General features: G+C 56.3%; 21 protein-coding genes. 5 read left to right on the plus strand and 16 right to left on the minus strand.

Annotated features, from left to right (window positions below; translation table 11 throughout):
• Window positions 1-8: 8 nt before the first annotated feature.
• The 11 genes from wzyE to trxA form a co-directional block, all read right to left on the minus strand.
• The gene (wzyE, locus tag F0320_RS20850) at window positions 9-1,361 is read right to left on the minus strand and encodes an ECA oligosaccharide polymerase (protein ID WP_126331064.1); all 1,353 of its coding nucleotides are present in this window, start codon (window positions 1,359-1,361) and stop codon (window positions 9-11) included.
• Entirely contained in the window at window positions 1,358-2,437 is a 1,080-nt protein-coding gene (locus F0320_RS20855; RefSeq protein ID WP_126331062.1) for a TDP-N-acetylfucosamine:lipid II N-acetylfucosaminyltransferase, read from the minus strand. The genes wzyE and F0320_RS20855 overlap by 4 nt, the downstream gene beginning before the upstream one ends.
• Window positions 2,434-3,684 (minus strand): lipid III flippase WzxE, encoded by a 1,251-nt coding sequence (wzxE, locus tag F0320_RS20860; protein ID WP_126331060.1) that lies wholly within the window; start codon window positions 3,682-3,684, stop codon window positions 2,434-2,436. Before wzxE ends, F0320_RS20855 begins: the two co-directional genes overlap by 4 nt.
• A gap of 1 nt (window position 3,685) precedes the next feature.
• Entirely contained in the window at window positions 3,686-4,816 is a 1,131-nt protein-coding gene (gene rffA / locus F0320_RS20865; RefSeq protein WP_047652209.1) for a dTDP-4-amino-4,6-dideoxygalactose transaminase, read from the minus strand.
• Between the two features lie 4 nt (window positions 4,817-4,820).
• Window positions 4,821-5,498, minus strand: a complete 678-nt coding sequence (gene rffC / locus F0320_RS20870; RefSeq protein ID WP_126331058.1) for a dTDP-4-amino-4,6-dideoxy-D-galactose acyltransferase — start codon at window positions 5,496-5,498, stop codon at window positions 4,821-4,823.
• Window positions 5,495-6,757: a UDP-N-acetyl-D-mannosamine dehydrogenase gene (wecC, locus tag F0320_RS20875; protein ID WP_126331056.1), complete on the minus strand. Its 1,263-nt coding sequence runs from the start codon at window positions 6,755-6,757 to the stop codon at window positions 5,495-5,497. The genes rffC and wecC overlap by 4 nt, the downstream gene beginning before the upstream one ends.
• Entirely contained in the window at window positions 6,754-7,884 is a 1,131-nt protein-coding gene (wecB, locus tag F0320_RS20880; protein ID WP_126331054.1) for a non-hydrolyzing UDP-N-acetylglucosamine 2-epimerase, read from the minus strand. The genes wecC and wecB overlap by 4 nt, the downstream gene beginning before the upstream one ends.
• 56 nt (window positions 7,885-7,940) lie before the next feature.
• Window positions 7,941-8,987: an ECA polysaccharide chain length modulation protein gene (gene wzzE / locus F0320_RS20885; protein WP_047652205.1), complete on the minus strand. Its 1,047-nt coding sequence runs from the start codon at window positions 8,985-8,987 to the stop codon at window positions 7,941-7,943.
• A 13-nt stretch (window positions 8,988-9,000) separates the two neighbouring features.
• Entirely contained in the window at window positions 9,001-10,104 is a 1,104-nt protein-coding gene (gene wecA / locus F0320_RS20890; protein ID WP_023309645.1) for a UDP-N-acetylglucosamine--undecaprenyl-phosphate N-acetylglucosaminephosphotransferase, read from the minus strand.
• Window positions 10,105-10,346: 242 nt separating this feature from the next.
• Complete coding sequence (gene rho / locus F0320_RS20895) at window positions 10,347-11,606, minus strand: transcription termination factor Rho (protein WP_008501566.1); 1,260 nt, start codon at window positions 11,604-11,606, stop codon at window positions 10,347-10,349.
• A gap of 345 nt (window positions 11,607-11,951) precedes the next feature.
• Window positions 11,952-12,281, minus strand: a complete 330-nt coding sequence (gene trxA, locus F0320_RS20900) for a thioredoxin TrxA (protein WP_006179218.1) — start codon at window positions 12,279-12,281, stop codon at window positions 11,952-11,954.
• A 144-nt stretch (window positions 12,282-12,425) separates the two neighbouring features.
• Between trxA and rhlB the strand changes: the two genes are divergently transcribed.
• Together rhlB and gppA are read left to right on the plus strand one after the other, a co-directional pair.
• Window positions 12,426-13,694, plus strand: a complete 1,269-nt coding sequence (gene rhlB / locus F0320_RS20905) for an ATP-dependent RNA helicase RhlB (protein WP_023309646.1) — start codon at window positions 12,426-12,428, stop codon at window positions 13,692-13,694.
• A 6-nt stretch (window positions 13,695-13,700) separates the two neighbouring features.
• Window positions 13,701-15,185, plus strand: a complete 1,485-nt coding sequence (gppA, locus tag F0320_RS20910) for a guanosine-5'-triphosphate,3'-diphosphate diphosphatase (protein ID WP_047652204.1) — start codon at window positions 13,701-13,703, stop codon at window positions 15,183-15,185.
• A gap of 59 nt (window positions 15,186-15,244) precedes the next feature.
• Here gppA and rep read toward each other — a convergent pair whose 3' ends face one another.
• The gene (gene rep / locus F0320_RS20915) at window positions 15,245-17,269 is read right to left on the minus strand and encodes a DNA helicase Rep (protein WP_126331052.1); all 2,025 of its coding nucleotides are present in this window, start codon (window positions 17,267-17,269) and stop codon (window positions 15,245-15,247) included.
• 112 nt (window positions 17,270-17,381) lie between these two features.
• Here rep and ppiC (F0320_RS20920) point away from each other — a divergent pair, with 112 nt between their 5' ends.
• Window positions 17,382-17,663: a peptidylprolyl isomerase PpiC gene (gene ppiC, locus F0320_RS20920; protein ID WP_126331050.1), complete on the plus strand. Its 282-nt coding sequence runs from the start codon at window positions 17,382-17,384 to the stop codon at window positions 17,661-17,663.
• 50 nt (window positions 17,664-17,713) lie between these two features.
• Window positions 17,714-17,995 (plus strand): peptidylprolyl isomerase PpiC, encoded by a 282-nt coding sequence (gene ppiC / locus F0320_RS20925; RefSeq protein ID WP_023309650.1) that lies wholly within the window; start codon window positions 17,714-17,716, stop codon window positions 17,993-17,995.
• 92 nt (window positions 17,996-18,087) lie between these two features.
• Here ppiC (F0320_RS20925) and ilvC read toward each other — a convergent pair whose 3' ends face one another.
• Complete coding sequence (gene ilvC / locus F0320_RS20930) at window positions 18,088-19,563, minus strand: ketol-acid reductoisomerase (RefSeq protein WP_023333828.1); 1,476 nt, start codon at window positions 19,561-19,563, stop codon at window positions 18,088-18,090.
• 152 nt (window positions 19,564-19,715) lie between these two features.
• Between ilvC and ilvY the strand changes: the two genes are divergently transcribed.
• On the plus strand, window positions 19,716-20,606 hold the full coding sequence (ilvY, locus tag F0320_RS20935) for an HTH-type transcriptional activator IlvY (RefSeq protein WP_032641403.1): 891 nt from the start codon (window positions 19,716-19,718) through the stop codon (window positions 20,604-20,606).
• Here the strand turns inward: ilvY and ilvA are convergent.
• From ilvA to ilvE, 3 genes are read right to left on the minus strand one after another with little or no spacing between them, the layout of a single operon-like run.
• Complete coding sequence (gene ilvA / locus F0320_RS20940; protein ID WP_039267211.1) at window positions 20,603-22,147, minus strand: threonine ammonia-lyase, biosynthetic; 1,545 nt, start codon at window positions 22,145-22,147, stop codon at window positions 20,603-20,605. The two genes, ilvY and ilvA, sit on opposite strands and share 4 nt — an antisense overlap.
• A gap of 2 nt (window positions 22,148-22,149) precedes the next feature.
• Window positions 22,150-24,000: a dihydroxy-acid dehydratase gene (ilvD, locus tag F0320_RS20945; protein WP_047652202.1), complete on the minus strand. Its 1,851-nt coding sequence runs from the start codon at window positions 23,998-24,000 to the stop codon at window positions 22,150-22,152.
• A 60-nt stretch (window positions 24,001-24,060) separates the two neighbouring features.
• Window positions 24,061-24,990, minus strand: coding sequence for a branched-chain-amino-acid transaminase (ilvE, locus tag F0320_RS20950; RefSeq protein WP_023309654.1), 930 nt, complete (start codon window positions 24,988-24,990; stop codon window positions 24,061-24,063).
• Window positions 24,991-24,995 lie beyond the last annotated feature (5 nt).

A 24,995-nucleotide genomic window follows, 5' to 3' on the forward strand; every position in this document is an offset into this window, starting at 1 on the left:
ATCCTTACTCAGACTTGCGACAGCGTTGTGCTGCCCTGCCGCTCGCGCTTGTGCACGAGCCCTGCGCTGTCAAACAGCCAGTACAACAGTTTGGCCAGCAACAGGCAGAGGCCGAAAACAACCATGAAGAACACCACGCGCGACACGAACGAGTCCAGCCCTTCGCGCGCCAGAACGATCATATTGAAAATGGCACCAAAGCAGAAACTGTGCAAAATGGCGGCTTTATAGCGGTTGGTCTCTTCGTTGCCACGCAGGTAAAGCCAGTCGAACCACTTGATAATCAGCCCTACGGCAACCGCCCCGGGGAGAATGAACCACGCGCCCCCCATCACCACCAGGGAACCAATCAGCGTCGGCGAGATTGCCAGACCGGAATGGTTGTTCAGCACTTCCCAGGTAAAGTAATTTGCCGTGTTAAGCACCACGCCGGGCCGGTCCGGCCATAGCCAGGAAGGGATAAAGACGTAGAAGTCACGAACAATCGGCGCCAGTCCCTGGAAATCAATCTTGTCGTAGTTTTGCAGCAGCAACGCCAGGTTTTCCCACGGCGAGAAAGTATCGCGCGTCAGGTAGAGGAATGTGTAAAACGCCTCATCGCCCGTCACGTTCATCCCGTAGCGCTTCAGCGCCAGCCAGAACATCCCAACAATGCCAAACACGCCTGCCGCAACCAGCATCCACAGCGAGATCCAGCCGCGGATGATGCCGATAAACAGGAAGATGGCGAAGGCGATGATAATGTTCGCGCGCGTGCCGCCCACAATCATGTAGGTCAGAATGCCAAACGCGACGGTACTGACCAGGAAAAACAGCCACGCTTTGCTGTCCTGGCGCAGGAAAAAGACCACCAGCATCGCCGGGATGAAGAAGTAGAAGAAACGCTTAAGCGCCACGCCCGAGACTTCGGCCGAAAAAATCTGGCTGTAGGAGTGGAGCTTAAACAGCAGAAAGCCGTTATGCATGAAGAAGATACCGACGCTGACCAGGGCAATGGTCATCAGCATCACCCACGTCAGGTGGGTTTCCACCCGATTCATAGTAAAAAGCGGCCGACGCGGGACAGCAGCCTGCGCTGAACGCAGACGCGTTTTATAGGTGACGTAGTAGACCGCATAGAAGCAGGTTGCCGCCAGAAGCGCCTGGAGCAGGATTTCCGGCGGCGCGACGCTCACGTCAAAACGGAAGACCAGAATGCTGGTGAGCGGGAAGCCGAAAAAGAACGTCAGCAGAAACAATAACGAGAAGAAGACGTTAAAGTTGAAGCGCACCCGACGGAATTCAAACCAGGTGAGCGTGGCGATAAACAGGGCGCTCAGAAGCCAGACAACCAGTAAGCCGCTGAATTGCAACTGACTCATGCTTTGTCTCCTGAAGCGATACGCAGCGCGCGGTGCCACGGCGTGAGGTAATTCGGGCTGAAAAAATCGATGCTATTTTTATCCACCAACGTGAGCTGGCGTTGGGCTTCCCGTACCACCTCAACATTCAGCGTGTCTGAGGTAAACAGCACCGGAATATGCTGCTCGGCCATGTCCTGCCAGAACGGGTTGTCGCGGTTGAGCACGCACGGTACACCCGCCTGAATCAGCAGACACAGCGTGCCGATTCCCTGCTGTCGGGCAAAGATGAAATAGCCAAGATCGCATTTTCTCAGCAGCGCAAGATAGTCATCAAATTCCAACTTATTGCTGAGAATGTGCAGATTTTCTGCACTAAATAGCGCAAGTCCCTGCTGGCGAACCTCAGCAATATAGGCGTCGTTGTTGGCGGGATAGCCCATCGGCACCACCACGTTCACCGTGTCGCCAAACTGCTGATGCACAGCCCTGAGCGCCGCGACGTGTTCGTTACTGCGATCGCCGGAATTCCCCACCAGGATCGTCAGCTTGCCTTCACGCACCGCGTCATTCGCCATGGCGTTCAGGGCCGGATCCATGCGGGTTGGGAAATAGAGCAGTTCTCCGCGCACGTTTGGGTGCTGTTTAGCAAAATAGTTGAGATCGCCTCGGGTGGCAAACACACAGCCCACGCGCCCCTGCGCCATGCGGCGCAGCGGATAGAAAAGACGGAATTTCCAGCCGCGGGTGACTTCATAGAGATCGGCTCCCCAGATATGCCAGCTGCACTGGGAGGGTTTAATCCCCCCGCTAAGCAGTGCCAGCCACAGGCCGGTATTGAACTGCCCGTGGAAAAAGAAACGTTGCTTACGATCCGCTTTGGCTCTGGCAACGACCGCCTTCGCCAGCGCGGCCTTATCCGGCCAGAAGCGAATCGTCAGCGCCGGAAACGCCTCGCTCAGGCCCTTATCCTGACCTGCAACCATAAACTCACGCGCATCAGGATTACCCGATGCCAGCTCGTCGTTGAAGAACCGCAAAACGGTCTGGTTATGGTGTGGGATATCCGATCCCAGGATGTGAATCAGTGCAGTCATGCGCGTTTACGCCACAATAAAAATACGCCGCAACAGGCGGCGAAATAAACGATATAGGTTGCCATGTAGGCCTGAGCCGCACCCAGCGCACCGTGCGCGGGTATCAACCAGTGTGAAAATGCTGTCAGTAACGCAAACTGGCTAATTTCCGCCAGGATATACAGCCGCAGGGACGCTTTTGCGATCACCAGATAGCCGAAAACGTAAGCACCCACTTTCAGCACATCACCCACCAGTTGCCAGGCAAAGAGATCGCGCATGGCGGTGAACTTCGCCGAGAACAACAGCCAGATGGCGACATCGCGCAGTAACCAGACGGTAAAGCTGGCCGCCGCGACGGCCGGCAGCACAAAGCGCAGCGATCGGAAAATCTCACGGGTAATATCCTGTCTGGACGTCAGACGCGATAAGGTTGGCAGCAGGTAAACGCTAAAGGAAGCCGTAATAAACTGGAGATAAGCGTCGGAAATACTGCTTACGCCCTGCCAGATCCCCACTTCATCCCAGCTATAATGCGCCGCCAGCAGGTTTCGCATCATCACGTAGGCTACCGGCAGCGTGACGGAGGTGATGAGCGCCATCAGGGTAAATTTGCCCAGCTGGCTGGCAAGCATCGTGTCCCATTGCGGTTTCAGGTAGCTCAAAGGGATGACGCCCCGACGCATCAGCATCAATGCCGCAGGCATAACCACCAGCGCCGGGACCAGCGCAAGCCCAAGCAGTGCGCCTTCATAGCCGCCCAGGCGATAGCAGAAGTAATAGGCAATCACGCCGATGACGCTACCCAGGATTAAGGCAAGCGCGTTCCCGGCGGCATCACGAAAACCTTTCATCAGCGCCAGCAGCAGGTTTGCCCAGGCAATGCCCATCTGAACCAACGCGACCAGACGCACCAGCCCCTGATAATGGGTGTACCCGAACAATCCCTGGCTGATGGGCGCCGCTGCCAGCAGAAAGACAATCGCCATCAGGGTCGAAAAACCCGTGACCATCGCCGAAGAGGTGCCCACCACCCTGCGCAGCTGAGCCGCATCATCGTGATACTGCGCAACGTATTTGGTAACGCCGTTGAAGATACCGGCACCGGCCAGCACGCCAAGGACGGTAACGAGCTGGCGGAAATTACCCGCCAGCCCCACGCCTGAGGGGCCAAAAGAGACGGCCAGCAGCTTGACGACCAGCAGCCCGGCGCCAATTTTTACAAGCGTGGACGCGGCGGTCCACACCGATGCTTTTGCCAGAGACATATCAGCCGAAATAACTCAGAAGGGTATTAATCACCGTACGCTGGTTAACAGGCGCGAGGTTGTAGAACAGTGGCAGGCGAAGCAAACGCTCACTTTCTTTCGTGGTGTAACGATCTTCACCCGCGAACGTGCCAAACGCTTCGCCGGCCGGGCTGGAGTGCAGCGGGATATAGTGGAACACCGCCATAATTTCGGCCTCTTTCAGCCAGGCGATAAGCGCGCTGCGATCGTCGTTATCGCGCAGCTTGATGTAGAACATATGCGCGTTGTGGACGCAATCCGCCGGGATGGTCGGCAGCTCAATACGCCCGGCTTTGGCCAGCGGCTCAAGCGCATCGTAATACGTTTGCCACAGGGAAAGACGCTGAAGGTTGATACGTTCCGCCGCTTCCAGCTGCGCCCACAGGTACGCCGCCTGCAGATCCGCCATCAGGTAGCTGGAGCCGATGTCGCGCCAGGTGTATTTGTCTACCTGACCCCGGAAGAACTGGCTGCGGTTGGTGCCTTTTTCGCGGATCACTTCCGCACGCTCCACGAGAGCCCGGTCGTTAATCAGCGTCGCGCCACCTTCTCCGCCCGCCGTGTAGTTTTTGGTTTCGTGGAAGCTAAAGCAGCCGATGTGGCCAATAGTGCCCAGCGCGCGTCCCTTGTAGGTGGACATCACGCCCTGCGCGGCATCTTCCACCACGAACAGATTATGTTTTTTGGCGATGGCCATGATGGTGTCCATTTCACAGGCCACGCCCGCGTAGTGAACCGGCACGATCGCGCGCGTTTTGTCAGTGATCGCCGCTTCAATCAGCGTCTCATCAATGTTCATGGTATCCGGGCGGATATCCACAAAGACGATTTTCGCTCCGCGCAGGACAAAGGCGTTCGCCGTGGAAACGAAGGTATAGCTCGGCATAATCACTTCATCACCGGGCTGGATATCCAGCAACAGTGCCGCCATTTCCAGCGATGCCGTACAGGACGGGGTCAGCAGCACTTTGGCGCTGCGAAAACGCTGTTCCATCCACTGCTGACAGCGACGGGTAAAACCGCCGTCACCACAGAGTTTGCCGCTGCCCATGGCAGACTGCATATAGTCGAGTTCAGTTCCGACAACGGGTGGTGCGTTAAATGGAATCATCTTGTCACCTGTATAACCAGTAGGCGGTGGCGTCGATGTTGGCACCACTCGCAATATAACGTTTAAGCGCGGCGGTGTTGCCCAGTTGGGTCGCGACCCGCAGCGTCACAAGCTGTTGCTGCTGAGCCCAGTGCAGCGCCGCCTGCATGAGTTTTTCACCCATGCCGCGCCCGGCTAATAAGCCGATACGCGCCTCGCGCTCGTTGAGCTTACGCAGCGAGACGAACCCCTGGATTTGACCGTCCCCTGCACGGAAAACCAGGCAGACGTGGTCAAATGTGCCTTTGACCGCATTCTCTATCCACTGGGCATAGAAACGTCCGCTATCGTCAGGTGCATACCAGGGAGCACGAAAGCGGCTCTGTGCAAATGCCTGGGCCGCCATCTGACGCAGCACGGGGATGTCCTGTTCGTTTGCAATTTCCGCGCCGGATGCATCGTGCCGGGTAAGGGTAATGGAAAGGTCTACCTCACCTTCAACCAGCTGAAAGCCGTGTTGCTGGAGCGCGTCAAGCTGATCGGCACGCTCCGCCGGGATCTTAGCCTGCACCCGTTGCCAGGCGATAAAATCCGGTTCAGCCAGCGCCGGCGCGTCATCGCGCAGACGCACGATGGCCGACGGCAGGCCGAAAAAGGCACTCTCCCACTGCAGGGACTCGAGTACCCCATTCAGGCTGTTCAACGCCAGACACCTTTGGTATCAACAATATACTGCTGACGAACGGCATCGCCGGACGTCGCTTTAAACTCTTTATGATCCACCAGCAGCACCAGCACGTCCGCCGTCGCCAGCGCGTCGTCCAGCGCCGTCAATGTGCAGTGTCCCGCCAGTTTTGCCGGTAATTCATGGATATTCGGCTCAACCACCAGCGTTTCACCCTTGTGCCATTCGGCAATCATCTCGGCAATTTCCATCGCCGGGCTTTCACGCAGATCGTCAATATTGGGTTTGAATGCCAGACCAAAGCAGGCAATTTTCAGCTCGCTGGCGCGCTTGCCGCTCTCTGCCAGGCAATCCGCTACCGTCGCTTTAACCTGGTTGAGCACCCAGTGAGGCTTGCTGTCGTTCACTTCACGCGCGGTGCGAATCAGACGCGCCTGAGCCGGATTTTGCGCCACGATAAACCACGGATCGACGGCGATACAGTGTCCGCCCACGCCCGGGCCTGGCTGGAGAATGTTCACGCGCGGATGGCGATTCGCCAGGCTAATCAGCTCCCAGACGTTAATCCCCTGATCGGCGCAGATCAGCGACAGTTCGTTTGCAAAGGCGATATTGACGTCGCGGAAGCTGTTTTCCGTCAGCTTGCACATCTCGGCTGTGCGGGAGTTGGTCACCACGCATTCACCTTCGAGGAAAATCTTGTACAGCGCGCTGGCACGTTCGGAACAGACGGGCGTCATACCGCCAATGACGCGGTCGTTTTTAATCAGTTCGACCATAACCTGGCCCGGTAGCACGCGTTCCGGACAGTAGGCGACGTTAATATCCGCCTGCTCACCCGCCTGCTGCGGGAAGCTTAAATCAGGGCGCGCGTCGGCCAGCCAGTGTGCCATCTGCTCGGTAGCGCCGACCGGAGAGGTTGATTCCAGGATCACCAGCGCCCCTTTCTTCAGCAAAGGGGCTATGGATTTTGCCGCCGCCTCGACGAATGCCATGTCGGGCTCGTGGTCGCCTTTAAACGGGGTAGGGACGGCAATCAGGTAGGCATCCGCTTCAACTGGCGTCGTGCTGGCACGCAGGAAGCCCCCCTCCACCGCCTCTTTCACCACGCGGTCAAGATCGGGCTCCACAATATGAATCTCGCCACGGTTAATGGTTTCTACCGCCCGTGCGTTGATATCCACACCGACAACCTGTTTCTGACGAGAGGCAAACGCGGCCGCAGTAGGCAAGCCAATGTAGCCAAGACCGATGACAGAGATGGTAGTAAAACTCATAGCGATACCCGATTGTGTTTAAGTGCATGCAAAATACGGCCACAAGCCTGCCCGTCTCCATACGGATTATGGGCCCGGCTCATCGCCTGATACGCTTCATCGTCATGCAGCAGGCGCGTGACCTCTTCGACGATGAGCTGCGCGTTGGTGCCAACCAGACGCACCGTACCGGCTTTGACGGCTTCCGGACGTTCGGTCGTTTCACGCATCACCAGCACCGGTTTGCCGAGGGATGGTGCTTCTTCCTGAATGCCGCCGGAATCGGTGAGGATCAGCCAGGCGTGGTTCATCAGCCAGACAAACGGCATGTAGTCCTGAGGTTCAATCAGAAGGACATTTTCGACATGGCCCAGGATCCGGTTAACCGGCTCGCTGACGTTAGGGTTAAGGTGTACTGGATAGACAATTTGCACATCGTCGTTATGCGCGGCGATTTCAGCCAGCGCGTGACAGATTTGCTCAAAACCCCGGCCAAAGCTTTCGCGGCGGTGGCCAGTAACCAGAATGGTTTTTTTGCCGTTGTGGAGAAACGGATAGCGGGCAGCGAGCTCTTTCTTGAGATCGTCGTTTGCGAGGACGCGGTCACGTACCCAAATTAACGCATCGATGACCGTATTGCCGGTCACAAAGATTTTGTTATCGGCGATATTTTCACGCAGCAGGTTCTGACGCGAGTTTTCCGTTGGCGCAAAGTGGTACATCGCCAGATGGCCCGTTAACGTGCGGTTGGCCTCCTCCGGCCACGGCGAATAAAGATTGCCGGTACGCAGACCCGCCTCAACATGCCCCACGGGAATTCGCTGGTAAAACGCGGCCAGGCTTGTCGCCACGGTAGTAGTGGTGTCACCGTGTACCAGCACGACGTCAGGCTTGAATGACTCCAGGATCGGCTTAAGCTCTTGCAGAATGCGACAGGTTATCTCCGTTAATCCTTGCCCCGGTTTCATAATATTAAGGTCATAATCCGGGACGATGGAGAAGAGCGTTAAAACCTGATCGAGCATCTCACGGTGCTGGGCAGTGACGCACACTTTCGCTTCAATATCGGGATCGCAGGCCAGCGCATGAACCAGAGGTGCCATCTTAATGGCCTCCGGCCTGGTGCCAAATACGGTTAGTACTTTCACATCGATTCTCTTCGATTAGGCGATGAAGGCCGCAGCCTTCATCGTAGACGGCGTTCTTAGTTTTTGCGACGACGCGTTAACGCCACGCCAGCGCCCGTCAGTGCGCCTACAATCCCCCACATAATCATCAGGAATGCACGACGCGGACTATCGCGTTTTACAGGTTCTTCAGGCGTTCGCAAATAACGATAGGTCTGAAAACGCGGGTCCAGGGACGGACCTACATTAAGCGTATTGAGCATCGCGCGATTTTGATCGTAATCGAGGTCAAAATCAGGCCCAACGGCTTTAAGGTTTTCCAGACGCGCCTGCAGCATAGGGCGACCAAGTAGGAACATTTCAGAGTCAGGCAGCTCATCGGCGGGCACGTCCGTCTCAGTACGGGAAATATTGTGCTGTTCCGCAATTTTCAGCGCCTGCTCAATGTTATGCACGCGGCGACCGAAAATGGTATTCGCCACCTCTTCCTGACGTTTCACCTGGGCTTTCATCTGGATTGTACGAGCCGCCCAGGCACCTTTAAGCTCTTCGTTAAGATGGCTTGCGGCACGCTGGCTGGCAAACGCGACGTACTGACGCAGCAGGTTGTTGGCATCCGGCGCGGTTTCTGCAATCAGCTTGACGCTGTCATTCACGTTACGCAGCGCGTCGCCCGGCATAAACTGAATATTGTTAATCAGATCGTCCAGCAGGGCGGCGTCGGCTTTTGTATTATCAACCCGGCGCTGCTTGTAGTAATCCGTCTGGGACCAGAAATCGCGTCGGGTATCCCACGAAGCCAGCTGCATCACAAACTCTTTATAGGCTTCATCCATAACGGAAGCCTGGTCTGGCGTTGCAAGACTGGCTTTGATATCCAGGTTACGCAGGAATTGCTGCTGGGAATAGTATCCCCCGAGCATGTTAACCGTTGGCTTGTCTGTAATTGCCGTGGCGCTCCACTCTTGTTTTGCAAAGAACGTATAGGCCAGCGCTAACAGTGCAAACCCCAGCGCGATCCCCGCAATCCAAAGTTTGCCTGCCCATAACACGCGAAACAAACCCCGAATATCCAGTTCATTCTCAGTTACCACTGATTTCGCTCCCGCCAACGGTTGAGTCATCATAGTTCCGGTTTTACTTAGTTAATGTTGTGTTTTTGCCACTGTTACGACGCATCCGGCGTTTAAGACGTTTAATAAATCGCGCCACTTTCCATGCGCGTTTAATGCAGTAGCCGTACAGGAAAAATGCCAGCAAGAATAATGCCAACATAACCCACTCAGGAATAATATGGGAATATTCTGCAGCTACACCAATCGCGGCTAAAATAGCGGCGGCCAGAGTAATCAGCACAAACGCCTGACGAGAAGTAAAACCCGCACGCATGATGAGATGATGAATGTGTTGGCGGTCAGGAGAGAAAGGACTCATTCCTTTGCGCAGGCGGCGATACATAATCGCCACCATATCCATTAATGGAATCGCGATAATCCACAGCGCGGTTACGGGACTTATCGGATGGGTTTGACCCTGTGTGGTTTCAAGCAGGATCCAGATAACCGTAAAACCAATCAGCGTACTGCCCGCGTCTCCCATAAAGACTTTATAGCGACGGCCTAGCACTCCGAGGTTTAAGAGGATATAAGGCAGAATGGCGGCAATCATGGCAAAACACCACATTGCCAGACTGTACTGGCCATCAAACCATAAAATAATGCCGATAGCGGCAAACGAGACGGATGACAACCCACCGAGCAGGCCGTCAATGCCATCCACCATGTTGAAAGCATTGATTGCCGCCCAGACGGCAAAGAGTGTCAGGAAGAAGCCAAATGGACCCAGGACTAACTCCCAGGGGCCAAATACATAGCCAAGGCTTCGCAGATACAGTCCGCCCACAACCATCATCACCACGCCAATGGCCGCCTGAACGGTCGCGCGTATTTTCACCGCGATATCGAACCGGTCATCAAGAGCCCCGACTAACACCAGGACACCGGCGCAGGCAATGTACAAGGCGGCATGCGGAATATAATAATCGGCAATTCCAAACGTGAAGCAAATCCCTGCGTAAACAGAAATCCCGCCGACTAAAGGAATAAGTCCCTGATGGCGTTTACGAAAATTCGGCTTATCCACCAACCCTATTCGTTTTGCCACCTTTCGCGCAATGAACAAAAAACAGGTTGTGAATAAAAAAATACTGATCAGTTCAGTAACGGCGGTGAATAGATTCACAATGGATTGCTCTCAACAAATGTTAGTCCCGGAAGTATAACCATGAAGCTACAGCCTCAGAAGTAATAAAGATGGCTTCTCACCACTTCCTTTGTATATTTTTCAATCAATTATTTCTTTAGCTGCACAAACGGCCCTATTGTCGCACCGACCGGTCAAAATTGGGAGTAGGTGGTACTAGCGTATAGTCCATAAAAGAAAAACGCCACGTAAAAACGTGGCGTTCGCTGGCTTTATTTACGTTACGAGCGTTTCATCATGTCGAAGAAATCGTCGTTGGTTTTGGTCATCGCCAGTTTGTTAATGAGGAACTCCATCGCGTCGATTTCACCCATTGGATGGATGATTTTGCGCAGGATCCACATTTTCTGCAGCTCTTCCTGCGTGGTGAGCAGCTCTTCTTTACGGGTACCGGAACGGTTGTAGTCGATAGCCGGGAAGACGCGTTTCTCAGCGATTTTACGAGAAAGGTGCAGTTCCATGTTACCTGTACCTTTAAATTCTTCGTAAATCACTTCGTCCATTTTAGAACCGGTATCGATCAGCGCCGTCGCGATGATAGTCAGGCTGCCGCCCTCTTCCACGTTACGTGCGGCACCGAAGAAGCGTTTCGGACGATGCAGGGCGTTAGCATCCACACCACCGGTCAGCACTTTACCAGACGCCGGAACCACGGTGTTGTAGGCACGCGCCAGACGGGTGATGGAGTCAAGCAGGATGATCACGTCTTTCTTGTGCTCAACCAGGCGTTTCGCCTTCTCGATAACCATTTCCGCAACCTGAACGTGGCGAGATGCCGGTTCGTCGAAGGTAGAAGCAACCACTTCACCTTTAACCAGACGCTGCATCTCGGTCACTTCTTCCGGACGTTCGTCAATCAGCAGCACCATCAGCACGCAGTCTGGGTGGTTATAGGCAATGCTCTGCGCGATGTTCTGCAGCAGCATGGTTTTACCCGCTTTTGGCGGTGCCACAATCAGACCACGCTGGCCGCGACCAATTGGTGATGCCAGATCCAGAACACGCGCGGTTAAGTCTTCAGTTGAACCGTTACCACGCTCCATGCGCAGGCGAGAGTTCGCGTGCAGCGGCGTTAAGTTCTCAAAGAGGATCTTATTACGCGAGTTTTCCGGTTTGTCGAAGTTAACTTCATTGACTTTCAACAGCGCAAAGTAGCGTTCACCCTCTTTAGGAGGACGAATCTTACCTGAAATGGTGTCACCAGTGCGGAGGTTGAAACGGCGGATTTGGCTGGGGGATACGTAGATGTCGTCAGGGCCGGCGAGGTAGGAGCTGTCTGCAGAGCGGAGGAAACCAAATCCGTCTTGCAATATCTCCAGCACACCGTCGCCAAAGATATCTTCGCCACTCTTAGCGTGCTGCTTCAGGATGGCGAAAATGATGTCCTGCTTGCGCATACGAGCCTGGTTTTCCAGCCCCATATTTTCGCCGAGAGTGATCAGCTCAGAAACCGGCGTATTCTTTAATTCGGTAAGATTCATAATGGTGTGGGTTCTTAAACTCGGGGTGATTCTCGAACTTAATGTTGTGAATGGTATGGCAGGGTCATCCATGCCTGTTTAGCGGCCATCGACTCATGTCTGTTCGCTGTCTGGTCACAGGGAAAGAACGCAGAACTGAAACGACAAGACGGATTGAGTGACAAGCCCGGAATTTAGCCACTTCACGCACTGTTCATGTTAACAACGGGAAGTATCGGGTAAAACAAGATTCAAACAACAAGATATGTTTAAAACGAAGTCATAGCTAACTTAGCACGACTTCAGCCGGGCGTCCAGAGTTCCACATCATTTAGCCGGGAGCTCTGAACGCACAGCGGAGAAACCTTACGCCAGGTTAGCGTCCAGGAACTCTTTCAGTTGACCTTTGGACAGTGCGCCCACTTTGGTCGCTGCCACTTCGCCGTTTTTGAACAGCAGAAGGGTCGGGATGCCACGGATACCGTATTTTGGTGCGGTGCCCGGGTTCTGGTCGATGTTCAGCTTGGCAACGGTCAGTTTGCCCTGATATTCGTCGGCGATCTCATCCAGAATCGGGGCGATCATTTTGCAGGGACCACACCATTCAGCCCAGAAATCGACGAGGATCAGCCCGTCAGCCTTAAGTACGTCCGTGTCAAAACTGTCGTCAGTCAGGTGAATAATTTTATCGCTCATATATAACTCCACAGGAATAAGCCTGGTACGTTGGTTTTGTCTCCACCAACGACGTGTTGATGTCGCATTAACCAACTAAAGGTTGACTTTATTTCACCGGATACGCTTTCGTAAAGCAATAGTAAGCTGATATTCTACCACACTATGAGCAAAACACATTTAACAGAACAGAAGTTTTCCGACTTCGCGCTGCACCCGAAGGTGATTGAAGCCCTTGAAAATAAAGGGTTTCATAACTGCACGCCCATTCAGGCCCTCGCGCTGCCGCTGACGCTGGCCGGTCGCGATGTTGCCGGGCAGGCGCAAACCGGTACCGGCAAAACGATGGCGTTTTTAACGTCAACGTTTCATTATTTACTTTCTCACCCAGCGATTGCAGACCGCAAAGTTAACCAGCCGCGCGCGCTAATTATGGCCCCGACGCGAGAACTGGCGGTACAGATCCACGCAGACGCTGAACCCCTGGCGCAGTCTACCGGCCTGAAGCTTGGCCTGGCCTATGGCGGCGACGGCTACGATAAACAGCTGAAAGTGCTGGAAAGCGGTGTGGATATCCTGATCGGTACCACCGGCCGTCTTATCGATTACGCCAAACAGAACCACATTAACCTCGGCGCAATCCAGGTTGTGGTGCTCGATGAAGCTGACCGCATGTACGATCTGGGCTTCATTAAAGACATTCGCTGGCTATTCCGCCGCATGCCGCCGGCCAATCAGCGTCTGAATATGCTGTTCTCCGCTACTCTTTCTTATCGCGTACGCGAGCTGGCGTTCGAACAGATGAACAACGCCGAATATGTAGAAGTGGAACCGGAGCAGAAAACGGGTCACCGCATTAAAGAAGAGCTCTTCTATCCTTCCAATGAAGAGAAAATGCGTCTGCTGCAAACGCTGATCGAAGAAGAGTGGCCAGATCGCGCCATTATCTTTGCGAACACCAAACACCGCTGTGAAGACATCTGGGGCCATCTGGCTGCAGACGGTCACCGTGTTGGCCTGTTGACCGGCGACGTGGCGCAGAAAAAACGCCTGCGTATTCTGGAAGAATTCACCCGTGGCGATCTCGATATTCTGGTCGCAACCGACGTTGCCGCTCGTGGTCTGCACATTCCGGCCGTGACGCACGTCTTTAACTACGATCTGCCAGACGACTGCGAAGACTACGTACACCGTATCGGTCGTACCGGTCGTGCGGGCGCAAGCGGTCACTCGATTAGCCTTGCGTGTGAAGAGTATGCGCTGAATCTCCCGGCCATTGAGACGTATATCGGTCACTCTATTCCGCAGAGCAAATACAATCCGGAAGCACTGTTAAGCGAACTGCCGCCGCCTAAGCGTCTAACCCGCCCACGCTCCGGCAATGGTCCGCGTCGTTCAGGTGGCGCGCCGCGTAATCGTCGTCGTTCAGGTTAAGAAAATATGCTCAGCTCCACCTCGCTTTATGCGGCAATTGATCTCGGTTCGAATAGTTTTCATATGCTGGTTGTGCGCGAGGTGGCGGGAAGCATACAAACGCTGACGCGCATCAAGCGCAAGGTCCGCCTCGCGGCGGGCCTGAGCAGCGATAATCACCTCTCCCCTGAAGCCATGGAACGTGGCTGGCAGTGTTTGCGGCTCTTTGCCGAGCGTCTGCAGGATATCCCGCACGCCCAAATCACCGTGGTCGCCACTGCGACACTCCGCCTGGCGGTCAACGCCGTGGATTTTATTGCCAGAGCGCAGGAAATTCTGGGTTGTCCGGTACAGGTTATCAGCGGTGAAGAAGAAGCTCGCCTGATTTATCAGGGCGTTGCACACACCACGGGAGGTGACGATCGCCGTCTGGTGGTGGATATCGGCGGTGCCAGTACCGAGCTTGTGACCGGCACCGGCGCGCAGGCAACGTCGCTGTTCAGCCTGTCGATGGGCTGCGTGACCTGGCTTGAGCGCTACTTTACCGATCGGAACCTGGCGAAAGAGAACTTCGACGAGGCAGAAAACGCCGCGCGCGAAGTGTTACGCCCGGTGATGGACGAGCTGCGCTATCACGGCTGGAAAGTCTGCGTGGGTGCCTCGGGTACCGTGCAGGCTCTGCAGGAAATCATGATGGCGCAGGGAATGGACGAGCGGATTACGCTTGCCAAACTTCAGCAGCTGAAACAGCGCGCCATTCAGTGCGGACGCCTGGAAGAGCTGGAAATTGAAGGCCTGACGCTGGAACGCGCGCTGGTCTTCCCGAGCGGGCTGGCTATTCTTATCGCCATTTTCACCGAGCTGAACATCCAGTGTATGACCCTGGCCGGCGGCGCGCTGCGCGAAGGTCTGGTCTACGGGATGTTGCATCTGTCGGTCGATCAGGATATCCGCAGCCGTACCCTGCGCAACGTGCAGCGTCGTTTTCTGGTTGATATCGATCAGGCAGGACGCGTATCGCAGCTGGCGTCACGCTTCGCCGATCGGGTCGCGAACGTCTGGGATCTTGATCATCTGAGCCGGGATTTATTGCTGAGCGCCTGCGCGCTCCATGAAATCGGGCTGAGCATTGATTTTAAGCAGGCACCGGCTCATGCAGCGTATCTGGTGCGAAACCTGGATTTACCGGGCTATACGCCTGCGCAGAAAAAATTGCTGGCCACGCTGCTGCTGAACCAGACCAATGCCGTCGATCTCTCCTCTTTGCATCAGCAAAACGCCGTCCCGCCGCGCGTGGCCGAGCATCTGTGCCGCCTGCTACGTCTGGCGATCCTGTTTGCCAGCCGCCGCCGCGATGATTTGCTGCCAGCCATTAATCTGGTGGCCGATGACGAGAAGCTTTCGCTGACGCTGCCGGAGAACTGGATTGATCGTCACCCGTTAGGGGCAGAAATGATCGAACAGGAGTGCCAGTGGCAGAGCTATGTGCACTGGGTGCTTGAGGTGAAGTAATACGCTGAACATTGCCGGGTGGCGGCTTCGCCTTACCCGGCCTACAGGTCCCTACGGACTTATCCTTTCTCTTTGGCTTTTGCCAGCATAGCGCGGATGTTCGCCACGTTAGCCTGACCCTTGTGCATCCGCTCTTCTGCGGTAATCACTTTGCGCTCCTGTTCCCAGATCAGGTCATCCTGCGGCAGTTCCAGCAGGAAACGACTCGGCTCCGGGCGTACCAGTTCACCATACTGGCGGCGCTCTTTACACAGCGTGAACGTCAGCTCTTTCTGCGCGCGGGTGATCCCCACGTAGGCCAGGCGACGCTCCTCGTCGACGTTATCTTCATCAATGCTGCTCTGGTGTGGCAACAATCCCTCTTCCATGCCGACCAGATACACATACGGGAACTCCAGCCCTTTTGACGCATGCAGCGTCATCAGCTGAACCTGATCGGCCTCTTCTTCGCTCTCGCCGCGCTCCATCATGTCGCGCAGGGTAAAGCGAGTGACCACCTGCGTCAGGGTCATCGGCTCGTCGATTTCAGAGCCCTCCAGCATTTCGGTCATCCAGCTGAAGAGCTGGTTAACGTTTTTCATGCGCATCTCAGCCGCTTTCGGGCTGGCTGAGGTTTCATACAGCCAGGACTCATAGTCGATGCCATGAATGAGATCGCGCACGGCCGCCACCGGCTCCCGCTCCGCGAGACGCTGCACTTCGCCGAGCCAGTGGGTGAAGCGGGTTAACGAGTCATACCCGCGTCCGGTTAACGTCTGGCTCAGCCCCATGTCGAAGCTGGCAGTAAACATACTTTTGTTGCGGGTCATCGCCCACTCGCCGAGCTTTTGCAGCGTCGCCGGGCCAATCTCGCGTTTAGGCGTATTCACGATGCGCAGAAACGCGCTGTCATCATCCGGATTAGTGAGCACGCGAAGATAGGCCAGCAGATCTTTGATTTCTGGTCGTGAGAAGAACGACGTGCCGCCCGAGATTTTGTACGGAATGCGGTTCTGCATCAGCATCTTTTCAAAGACGCGCGACTGGTGATTACCGCGATAGAGGATCGCGTAATCCTTATATTCGGTTTTGTTGACGAAGTGGTGAGCGATGAGTTCGCCCGTCACGCGCTCCGCTTCATGATCCTCATTGTTGGCGCTGAGCACTTTCAGCTCCGTGCCGTAGCCCAGTTCGGAGAAGAGACGCTTCTCAAACACGTGCGGGTTATTGGCAATCAGGATGTTTGCCGCCTTCAGGATACGCCCGGAGGAGCGGTAGTTCTGCTCTAGCTTAATCACCTGCAGGGCCGGGAAATCTTTGCTCAGCAGCACCAGGTTTTGTGGGCGCGCGCCGCGCCAGGAGTAAATTGACTGGTCGTCGTCGCCTACTACGGTGAAACGCGCGCGCTGCCCCACCAGCAGCTTTACCAGTTCGTACTGGCTGGTGTTGGTGTCCTGATATTCATCCACCAGCAGGTAGCGGATTTTATTCTGCCAGCGCTCGCGCACCTCGTCATTGCGCTGCAGCAGCAGCGTGGGCAGCAGGATCAGGTCGTCAAAGTCCAGCACGTTGCACGCTTTCATATGCGCATCGTACAGACCGTAGCAGTGGGCGAAGATCCGATCCCGTTCACCTTTGGCGATCGCCGCGGCCTGGGCCGGCGTCATCAGATCGTTTTTCCAGTTCGAGATCGTCGAGATCAGCTGCTGCAACAGCACTTTGTCATCTTCGATCAGCCCCTCGGTGAGCTCTTTAAGCAGCGCCACCTGATCGGTATCGTCAAAAAGCGAGAAGTTGGACTTCATTCCCAGCGCCGCATACTCGCGTTTGATGATATCCAGCCCCAGCGTGTGGAAGGTGGAGATCATCAGGCCGCGCGCCTCTTTACGGCCCAGCGTCTGACCGACGCGCTCTTTCATCTCGCGCGCCGCTTTATTGGTAAAGGTGACCGCCGCAATGTGTCGCGCCTGATATCCGCAGTTGTGGATCAGATGGGCGATTTTGTTAGTGATCACGCGGGTTTTACCCGAACCGGCCCCTGCCAGCACCAGGCATGGTCCAGTAACGAATTCGACCGCTTGTTGTTGTCCAGGGTTTAAACGCATGGGAGTGTTGCTCAATCTTCGAACGGGGTGTGGATTGTAGCAGAAAGCCGGGCGCAGATTTACCGGCTAATGATAAAGTGGAGAAATCGCGTTTAACCCGTAGAGCAGAACCATGAAAAAGAGCGCAGCAGCCCTGCATATTCTGGTAAAAGAAGAGAAACTGGCCCAGGAGATCCTGGCCAAGCTGGAGCGCGGCATCAGCTTTGATCATCTGGCAAAGCGTTACTCTAAATGCCCGTCCGGACGCAATGGCGGGGATCTCGGCGAGTTTCAACAAGGTGCGATGGTCGGTCCGTTCGATCGGGCGGTCTTTAGCTGCCCGCTTCTGAAGCCCTACGGCCCGGTAAAAACCAAATTTGGCTACCATATCATTAAGGTGCTTTATCGCCGCTGACGCGTGGTATATTGCGCCCCGATTTATTTCAACCTATTCAAGGCACGATCATGGCAAAAACAGCAGCAGCAGTGCACATCCTCGTTAAAGAAGAGAAACTGGCTTTGGATCTTCTGGAGCAGATTAAAAACGGTGCCGACTTCGGCAAGCTGGCGAAGAAGCACTCCATCTGCCCGTCAGGCAAGCGCGGCGGCGACCTGGGTGAGTTCCGCCAGGGTCAGATGGTTCCGGCGTTCGATAAAGTGGTGTTCTCCTGCCCGGTGCTGGAGCCAACCGGCCCGCTGCACACGCAGTTCGGGTATCACATTATTAAAGTATTGTATCGGAAATAAACAGCAAGGCCTTCTCTAAGAGAAGGCCTTGAATGTTTGCCCCTCTCCCCGTGGGAGAGGGCCGGGGTGAGGGCATCAGCCCGCGCCAGGTGTTAACCCGCTACCGCGATACGCTTCATATCGGTCATGTAGCCACGCAGTTTGTGACCCACTTTCTCGATCTGGTGGCTGCGAATCGCTTCGTTCACATCGCGCAGCTGCGCGTTATCTACGGCACCTTCCGCAATCGCTTTACCCAGATCGCCCGTCTGCAGAGTGGTCATAAACTCTTTCAGCAGCGGTACGCAGGCGTAAGAGAACAGGTAGTTCCCGTATTCTGCGGTATCAGAGATAACCACGTTCATTTCGTACAGACGCTTACGGGCGATGGTGTTCGCGATCAGCGGCAGCTCGTGCAGAGATTCGTAGTACGCTGACTCTTCGATGATGCCGGAATCAACCATGGTTTCGAACGCCAGCTCAACGCCTGCTTTCACCATCGCGATCATCAGTACGCCTTTATCGAAGTACTCCTGCTCGCCGATTTTACCTTCATACTGCGGCGCGGTTTCGAACGCGGTTTTACCGGTCTCTTCACGCCAGGTCAGCAGGTTTTTATCGTCGTTCGCCCAGTCCGCCATCATGCCGGAAGAGAATTCACCGGAGATGATGTCGTCCATGTGTTTCTGGAACAGCGGTGCCATGATGGTTTTCAGCTGTTCAGACAGCGCGTATGCACGCAGTTTTGCCGGGTTGGACAGACGGTCCATCATCAGCGTAATACCGCCCTGCTTCAGCGCTTCGGTGATGGTTTCCCAGCCGAACTGAATCAGTTTTTCCGCGTAGGCCGGGTCAGTACCTTCTTCCACCAGCTTGTCGAAGCACAGCAGAGAACCGGCCTGCAGCATGCCGCACAGAATGGTCTGCTCACCCATCAGGTCAGATTTCACTTCGGCAACGAAAGAAGATTCCAGCACGCCCGCACGGTGGCCGCCGGTCGCCGCTGCCCACGCTTTGGCAATCGCCATACCTTCGCCTTTCGGATCGTTTTCCGGGTGAACCGCGATCAGGGTCGGCACGCCGAAGCCACGTTTGTACTCTTCGCGTACTTCCGTACCCGGGCACTTCGGCGCCACCATCACCACGGTGATGTCTTTACGGATCTGCTCGCCCACTTCAACGATGTTGAAGCCGTGGGAGTAACCCAGCGCGGCGCCGTCTTTCATCAGCGGTTGTACGGAACGCACAACGTCAGAGTGCTGTTTGTCCGGGGTCAGGTTAACCACCAGATCCGCCTGCGGGATCAGCTCTTCGTAGGTGCCCACTTTGAAGCCGTTTTCGGTCGCTTTACGCCAGGAAGCACGCTTCTCGGCAATCGCTTCTTTACGCAGGGCGTAGGAGATATCCAGACCGGAGTCACGCATGTTCAGGCCCTGGTTCAGACCCTGTGCGCCACAGCCGACGATGACCACTTTTTTACCCTGAAGGTAGCTCGCGCCATCGGCAAATTCGTCGCGCGCCATGAAGCGGCATTTGCCCAGCTGCGCCAGCTGCTGGCGCAAGTTCAGTGTATTAAAGTAGTTAGCCATGGGTGATACCTCGTGATGTTGTGTGTCTTATTGTTCGGTTCGCGTTTCAGCGAGAATATACCCACATTACAACAGGAAATTTATTGCGGAAATTGATATATTCACAACGTCATATTGCAATTTTTGCAATATAAAAAGAGGGAGTGGAATCGGTGGATTTACGCGATCTGAAAATGTTCCTGCACCTGGCGGAAAGCCGCCATTTTGGCCGCAGCGCCCGGGCGATGCACGTTAGCCCCTCCACGCTTTCACGCCAGATCCAGCGCCTTGAGGAAGATCTCGGCCAGCCGCTGTTCGTGCGCGATAACCGCACCGTCACCCTCACGGAAGCGGGTGAAGAGCTGCGTATTTTTGCCCAGCAGACGCTGTTGCAGTACCAGCAGCTGCGGCACTCGATTGACCAGCAGGGGCCGTCACTTTCCGGCGAACTGCATATTTTCTGCTCCGTCACCGCCGCCTATAGCCATCTGCCGCCCATCCTTGACCGCTTCCGCGCGGCGCATCCGTCGGTTGAAATTAAGCTCACCACCGGCGACGCCTCCGACGCAATGGAAAAAGTGGTGACGGGCGAAGCGGATCTCGCCATTGCCGGGAAACCTGAAACCCTGCCGGGCGCGGTGGCATTCTCAATGCTTGAGAATCTGGCGGTGGTACTGATTGCCCCGGCGCTGCCCTGCCCGGTGCGTAACCAGGTGTCGGTGGAAAAACCGGACTGGTCGACGGTGCCGTTTATCATGGCCGATCAGGGGCCGGTGCGCCGCCGCATCGAGCTGTGGTTCCGTCGTCAGAAAATCAGCAATCCGTCGATTTACGCCACGGTCAGCGGCCACGAAGCGATGGTGTCGATGGTGGCGCTGGGCTGCGGCGTGGCGCTGCTGCCGGAAGTGGTGCTGGAAAACAGCCCCGAACCGGTGCGCAATCGCGTGATGATTCTGGAGCGCAGCGACGAGAAGACGCCGTTTGAGCTTGGCGTGTGCGCACAAAAAAAGCGGCTGCATGAGCCGCTTATTGATGCGTTCTGGCAGATATTGCCGAACCACTAGCCCGCCAGGAAGAACCTGAACGCCGGGTTATGGGTTTCATCGTGGCACTCATAGCCCAGCTCGTTCAGCCGCGTTTCGAAATCAGGCTCGTGCTCGCCCAGTTCGAACGCCGCCAGCACGCGGCCGTAGTCGGTGCCGTGGCTGCGGTAGTGGAACAGAGAGATATTCCAGTGCGTGCCAAGCGTGTGCAGGAATTTGAGCAGCGCGCCCGGCGATTCCGGAAACTCGAAGCTGAACAGACGTTCCCTGAGCGGCTTAGATGGACGCCCGCCGACCATATAGCGCACGTGCAGCTTCGCCATCTCATCGTCAGAGAGATCGACTACGCTGTAGCCGCCCTCATGCAGCAGGTTGAGGATCTCTTTGCGCTCCTCCACACCGCGGCTCAGACGCACGCCGACAAAAATGCAGGCGTCTTTAGCATCGGCAAAACGGTAGTTAAACTCCGTCACCGAACGGCCGCCCAGCAGCTGGCAAAACTTCAGGAAGCTGCCCTTCTCTTCAGGAATGGTCACCGCCAGCAGCGCTTCACGCTGTTCGCCCAGCTCGCAGCGCTCGGAAACGTAGCGCAGACCGTGGAAGTTCACGTTGGCGCCGGAAAGCACGTGCGCCAAACGCTCGCCGCGAATGTTGTGCTGCGCGATGTATTTTTTCATCCCCGCCAGCGCCAGCGCGCCGGACGGTTCCGCCACCGCACGCACGTCTTCGAACAGATCTTTCATCGCCGCGCAGATGGCATCGCTATCCACCGTGACGATATCGTCGAGATATTCCCGGCACAGGCGGAAGGTTTCGTCGCCAATGCGCTTCACCGCCACGCCCTCGGCAAACAGCCCGACGCGCGGCAGGTCCACCGGATGACCGGCATCCAGCGCCGCTTTCAGGCAGGCAGAGTCTTCCGCTTCAACGGCGATGACTTTGATCTGCGGCATCAGCTGTTTGATCAGCACCGCCACGCCTGCGGCCAGGCCACCGCCGCCCACCGGGACGAAGACGCGGTCGAGATGGGCATCCTGCTGCAGCAGTTCCAGCGCCAGCGTGCCTTGTCCGGCAATCACCATCGGGTGATCGAATGGCGGCACCCAGGTAAAGCCCTGCTGCTGCGCCAGCTCGATCGCTTTGGCTTTCGCTTCGTCAAAGTTGGCGCCGTGGAGCAGTACCTCGCCGCCGAAACCGCGCACCGCGTCGACTTTGATATCTGCGGTAGCAACCGGCATTACGATCAGCGCTTTCAGCCCCAGACGGGCAGACGAGAACGCCACGCCCTGAGCATGGTTGCCCGCCGACGCGGTAATTACGCCGCGCGCTTTCTGCTCGTCGGTCAGCCCGGCCATCATCGCGTAGGCACCGCGCAGCTTGAAGCTGTGCACCGGCTGACGGTCTTCGCGCTTCACCAGAATGACGTTGTCGAGGCGCGAAGAGAGTTTTTCCATTTTCTGCAGGGGTGTGACCTGCACGGCTTCATAGACCGGCGCGCGCAGCACCGCTCTCAGGTATTCCGCCCCCTCAGGGGCGGCGGATAAGGGTTGCGACTCGGCCATCGTTAGCCCCCAAGTTTCGATTTATCGCGCACCGCGCCTTTATCTGCACTGGTGGCAAGACTCGCGTAGGCGCGCAGGGCGAAGGAGACTTCACGCTGACGGTCTTTCGGCGTCCAGGCTTTGTCGCCGCGCGCTTCCTGCGCTTCACGACGGGCAGCAATCTCCTGGTCACTCAGCTTGAGCTGAATGCCGCGATTCGGAATGTCGATTTCGATCAGGTCGCCGTCTTCGATGATGGCAATGTTGCCGCCGCTTGCCGCTTCCGGCGAAACGTGACCGATAGAGAGGCCGGAGGTGCCACCGGAGAAACGTCCGTCGGTGATCAGCGCGCAGGCCTTACCGAGTCCCATGGATTTCAGGAAGGTGGTTGGGTAGAGCATCTCCTGCATGCCGGGACCGCCTTTTGGCCCTTCGTAGCGAATGACAACCACGTCGCCTTCCACCACTTTGCCGCCGAGGATCGCGTCTACCGCTTCATCCTGGCTTTCGTACACCTTCGCCGGACCGGTGAATTTCAGGATGCTGTCGTCCACGCCTGCGGTTTTCACGATGCAGCCGTTTTCCGCGAAGTTACCGTACAGCACGGCCAGACCGCCGTCTTTGCTGTAGGCGTGTTCCAGCGAGCGGATGCAACCTTCGGCGCGGTCATCGTCGAGGGTATCCCAGCGGCAATCCTGCGAGAACGCCTGCGTGGTGCGGATACCGGCAGGGCCGGCGCGGAACATTTTTTTCACCGCGTCATCTTTGGTCAGCATTACGTCGTACTGGTCCAGCGACTCAGGCAGCGTCAGGCCGAGTACGTTTTTCACTTCACGGTTCATCAGGCCCGCACGATCCAGCTCGCCCAGAATGCCCAGTACGCCGCCCGCGCGGTGTACGTCTTCCATATGATATTTCTGGGTACTCGGCGCGACTTTACACAGCTGCGGCACTTTACGGGACAGCTTGTCGATGTCGCTCATGGTGAAGTCGATTTCGGCTTCCTGTGCGGCGGCCAGCAGGTGCAGAACAGTGTTAGTGGAGCCGCCCATGGCGATATCCAGCGTCATCGCGTTCTCAAACGCGGCCTTGCTGGCGATACTGCGCGGCAGCGCGCTGGCGTCGTCCTGCTCGTAGTAGCGTTTGGTCAGCTCAACGATGCGCTTACCGGCGTTGAGGAACAGCTGCTTACGGTCTGCGTGGGTCGCCAGCAGCGAGCCGTTGCCCGGCTGAGACAGACCCAGCGCTTCGGTCAGACAGTTCATGGAGTTTGCCGTGAACATACCGGAACAGGAGCCGCAGGTCGGACACGCGGAGCGTTCCACCTGGTCGCTCTGCTCGTCAGAGACTTTTGGATCCGCGCCCTGGATCATCGCATCGACCAGGTCGAGCTTGATGATTTTGTCGGAGAGCTTGGTTTTCCCCGCTTCCATTGGGCCGCCGGAGACGAAGATCACCGGAATGTTCAGGCGCAGGGAGGCCATCAGCATCCCCGGGGTGATTTTGTCGCAGTTGGAGATACAGACCATCGCATCGGCGCAGTGGGCGTTAACCATATACTCTACGGAGTCGGCGATCAGCTCGCGCGACGGCAGTGAATAGAGCATGCCCCCGTGCCCCATCGCGATACCGTCATCCACCGCAATGGTGTTGAACTCTTTCGCCACGCCGCCGGAGGCTTCGATTTGCTCGGCAACCAGCTTGCCGAGATCGCGCAGGTGCACGTGGCCCGGTACGAACTGGGTGAAGGAGTTCACCACGGCGATAATCGGCTTGCCGAAATCGGCGTCGGTCATTCCGGTGGCGCGCCACAGTGCGCGGGCTCCCGCCATATTACGGCCGTGGGTGGTGGTGGCTGAACGATACTTAGGCATGCTTTATTGACTCCCGTCTGACTATTTAATGGGACGGTGCGTGCCGTCCCAAATTTATGCTTAGTGATTAACCTGATCCAACCAGCCGTATTTATCTTCTGTCTCGCCGGTGAAGAGGCCGAAGAACGCTTGCTGAATACGTTTGGTGACCGGACCGCAGCGGCCTTCGCCCACCTGGATACCGTCCACGCTACGTACCGGCGTGATTTCAGCCGCCGTACCGGACATAAACACTTCATCCGCCAGATACAGGGATTCGCGGGAAAGCACCTGTTCGCGCACTTCGATACCCAGATCTTTCGCCAGCTTGATGATGGCGTCACGGGTGATGCCCGGCAGCGCGGACGAAGTGAACGGCGGCGTGAACAAAATGCCGTCTTTCACTTCAAACAGGTTTTCGCCCGCACCTTCAGAGATGTAGCCATTTACGTCGAGGGCGATACCTTCCTGATAGCCGTGGCGGCGCGCTTCGCTACCGACCAGCAGGGACGAAAGGTAGTTACCGCCTGCTTTCGCGGCGGTCGGGATAGTGTTTGGCGCAACGCGGTTCCAGGAAGAGACCATTGCGTCGATCCCCTGCTCCAGGGCTTCTGCACCCAGATAAGCACCCCACGGGAACGCGGCAATGATCACATCTGTGGTATAGCCCGCTGGCGGGTTCACGCCCATGCCGACGTCACCCACGAAGACCAGCGGACGGATATAGGCGCTGGTCAGGTTGTTTTTACGGATCACGTCGCGGCAGGCTTCCATCAGCTCGTCAACGCTTTGTGAAACCGGGAAACGATAAATTTTGGCTGAGTCATGCAGACGCTGCATGTGTTCGCGATGGCGGAACACCACTGGCCCTTTGTGAGAATCGTAGCAGCGGATGCCTTCAAATACGGAGGTACCGTAGTGCAGCGCGTGGGACATCACGTGGACCTTCGCGTCCTCCCAGCGAACCATCTCACCGTTGAACCAAATGTAATCAGCTTTTTTTGTCGTCATTTTTT

Origin of the sequence: Enterobacter dykesii, assembly GCF_008364625.2 — a bacterium.
Taxonomy (GTDB): Bacteria; Pseudomonadota; Gammaproteobacteria; order Enterobacterales; family Enterobacteriaceae; genus Enterobacter; species Enterobacter dykesii.

Bases quoted from the DNA above. Each gene is read 5' to 3' on its own strand.
- rho (WP_008501566.1), bottom strand. From the start codon at position 11,606: ATGAATCTTACCGAATTAAAGAATACGCCGGTTTCTGAGCTGATCACT.
- gppA (WP_047652204.1), top strand. From the start codon at position 13,701: ATGCTCAGCTCCACCTCGCTTTATGCGGCAATTGATCTCGGTTCGAAT.
- ppiC (WP_126331050.1), top strand. From the start codon at position 17,382: ATGAAAAAGAGCGCAGCAGCCCTGCATATTCTGGTAAAAGAAGAGAAA.
- trxA (WP_006179218.1), bottom strand. From the start codon at position 12,281: ATGAGCGATAAAATTATTCACCTGACTGACGACAGTTTTGACACGGAC.
- ilvA (WP_039267211.1), bottom strand. From the start codon at position 22,147: ATGGCCGAGTCGCAACCCTTATCCGCCGCCCCTGAGGGGGCGGAATAC.
- ilvC (WP_023333828.1), bottom strand. From the start codon at position 19,563: ATGGCTAACTACTTTAATACACTGAACTTGCGCCAGCAGCTGGCGCAG.
- ilvE (WP_023309654.1), bottom strand. From the start codon at position 24,990: ATGACGACAAAAAAAGCTGATTACATTTGGTTCAACGGTGAGATGGTT.
- rffA (WP_047652209.1), bottom strand. From the start codon at position 4,816: ATGATTCCATTTAACGCACCACCCGTTGTCGGAACTGAACTCGACTAT.
- F0320_RS20855 (WP_126331062.1), bottom strand. From the start codon at position 2,437: ATGACTGCACTGATTCACATCCTGGGATCGGATATCCCACACCATAAC.
- wecC (WP_126331056.1), bottom strand. From the start codon at position 6,757: ATGAGTTTTACTACCATCTCTGTCATCGGTCTTGGCTACATTGGCTTG.
- wzzE (WP_047652205.1), bottom strand. From the start codon at position 8,987: ATGACTCAACCGTTGGCGGGAGCGAAATCAGTGGTAACTGAGAATGAA.
- ppiC (WP_023309650.1), top strand. From the start codon at position 17,714: ATGGCAAAAACAGCAGCAGCAGTGCACATCCTCGTTAAAGAAGAGAAA.
- rhlB (WP_023309646.1), top strand. From the start codon at position 12,426: ATGAGCAAAACACATTTAACAGAACAGAAGTTTTCCGACTTCGCGCTG.
- rep (WP_126331052.1), bottom strand. From the start codon at position 17,269: ATGCGTTTAAACCCTGGACAACAACAAGCGGTCGAATTCGTTACTGGA.
- wzxE (WP_126331060.1), bottom strand. From the start codon at position 3,684: ATGTCTCTGGCAAAAGCATCGGTGTGGACCGCCGCGTCCACGCTTGTA.
- wzyE (WP_126331064.1), bottom strand. From the start codon at position 1,361: ATGAGTCAGTTGCAATTCAGCGGCTTACTGGTTGTCTGGCTTCTGAGC.
- ilvD (WP_047652202.1), bottom strand. From the start codon at position 24,000: ATGCCTAAGTATCGTTCAGCCACCACCACCCACGGCCGTAATATGGCG.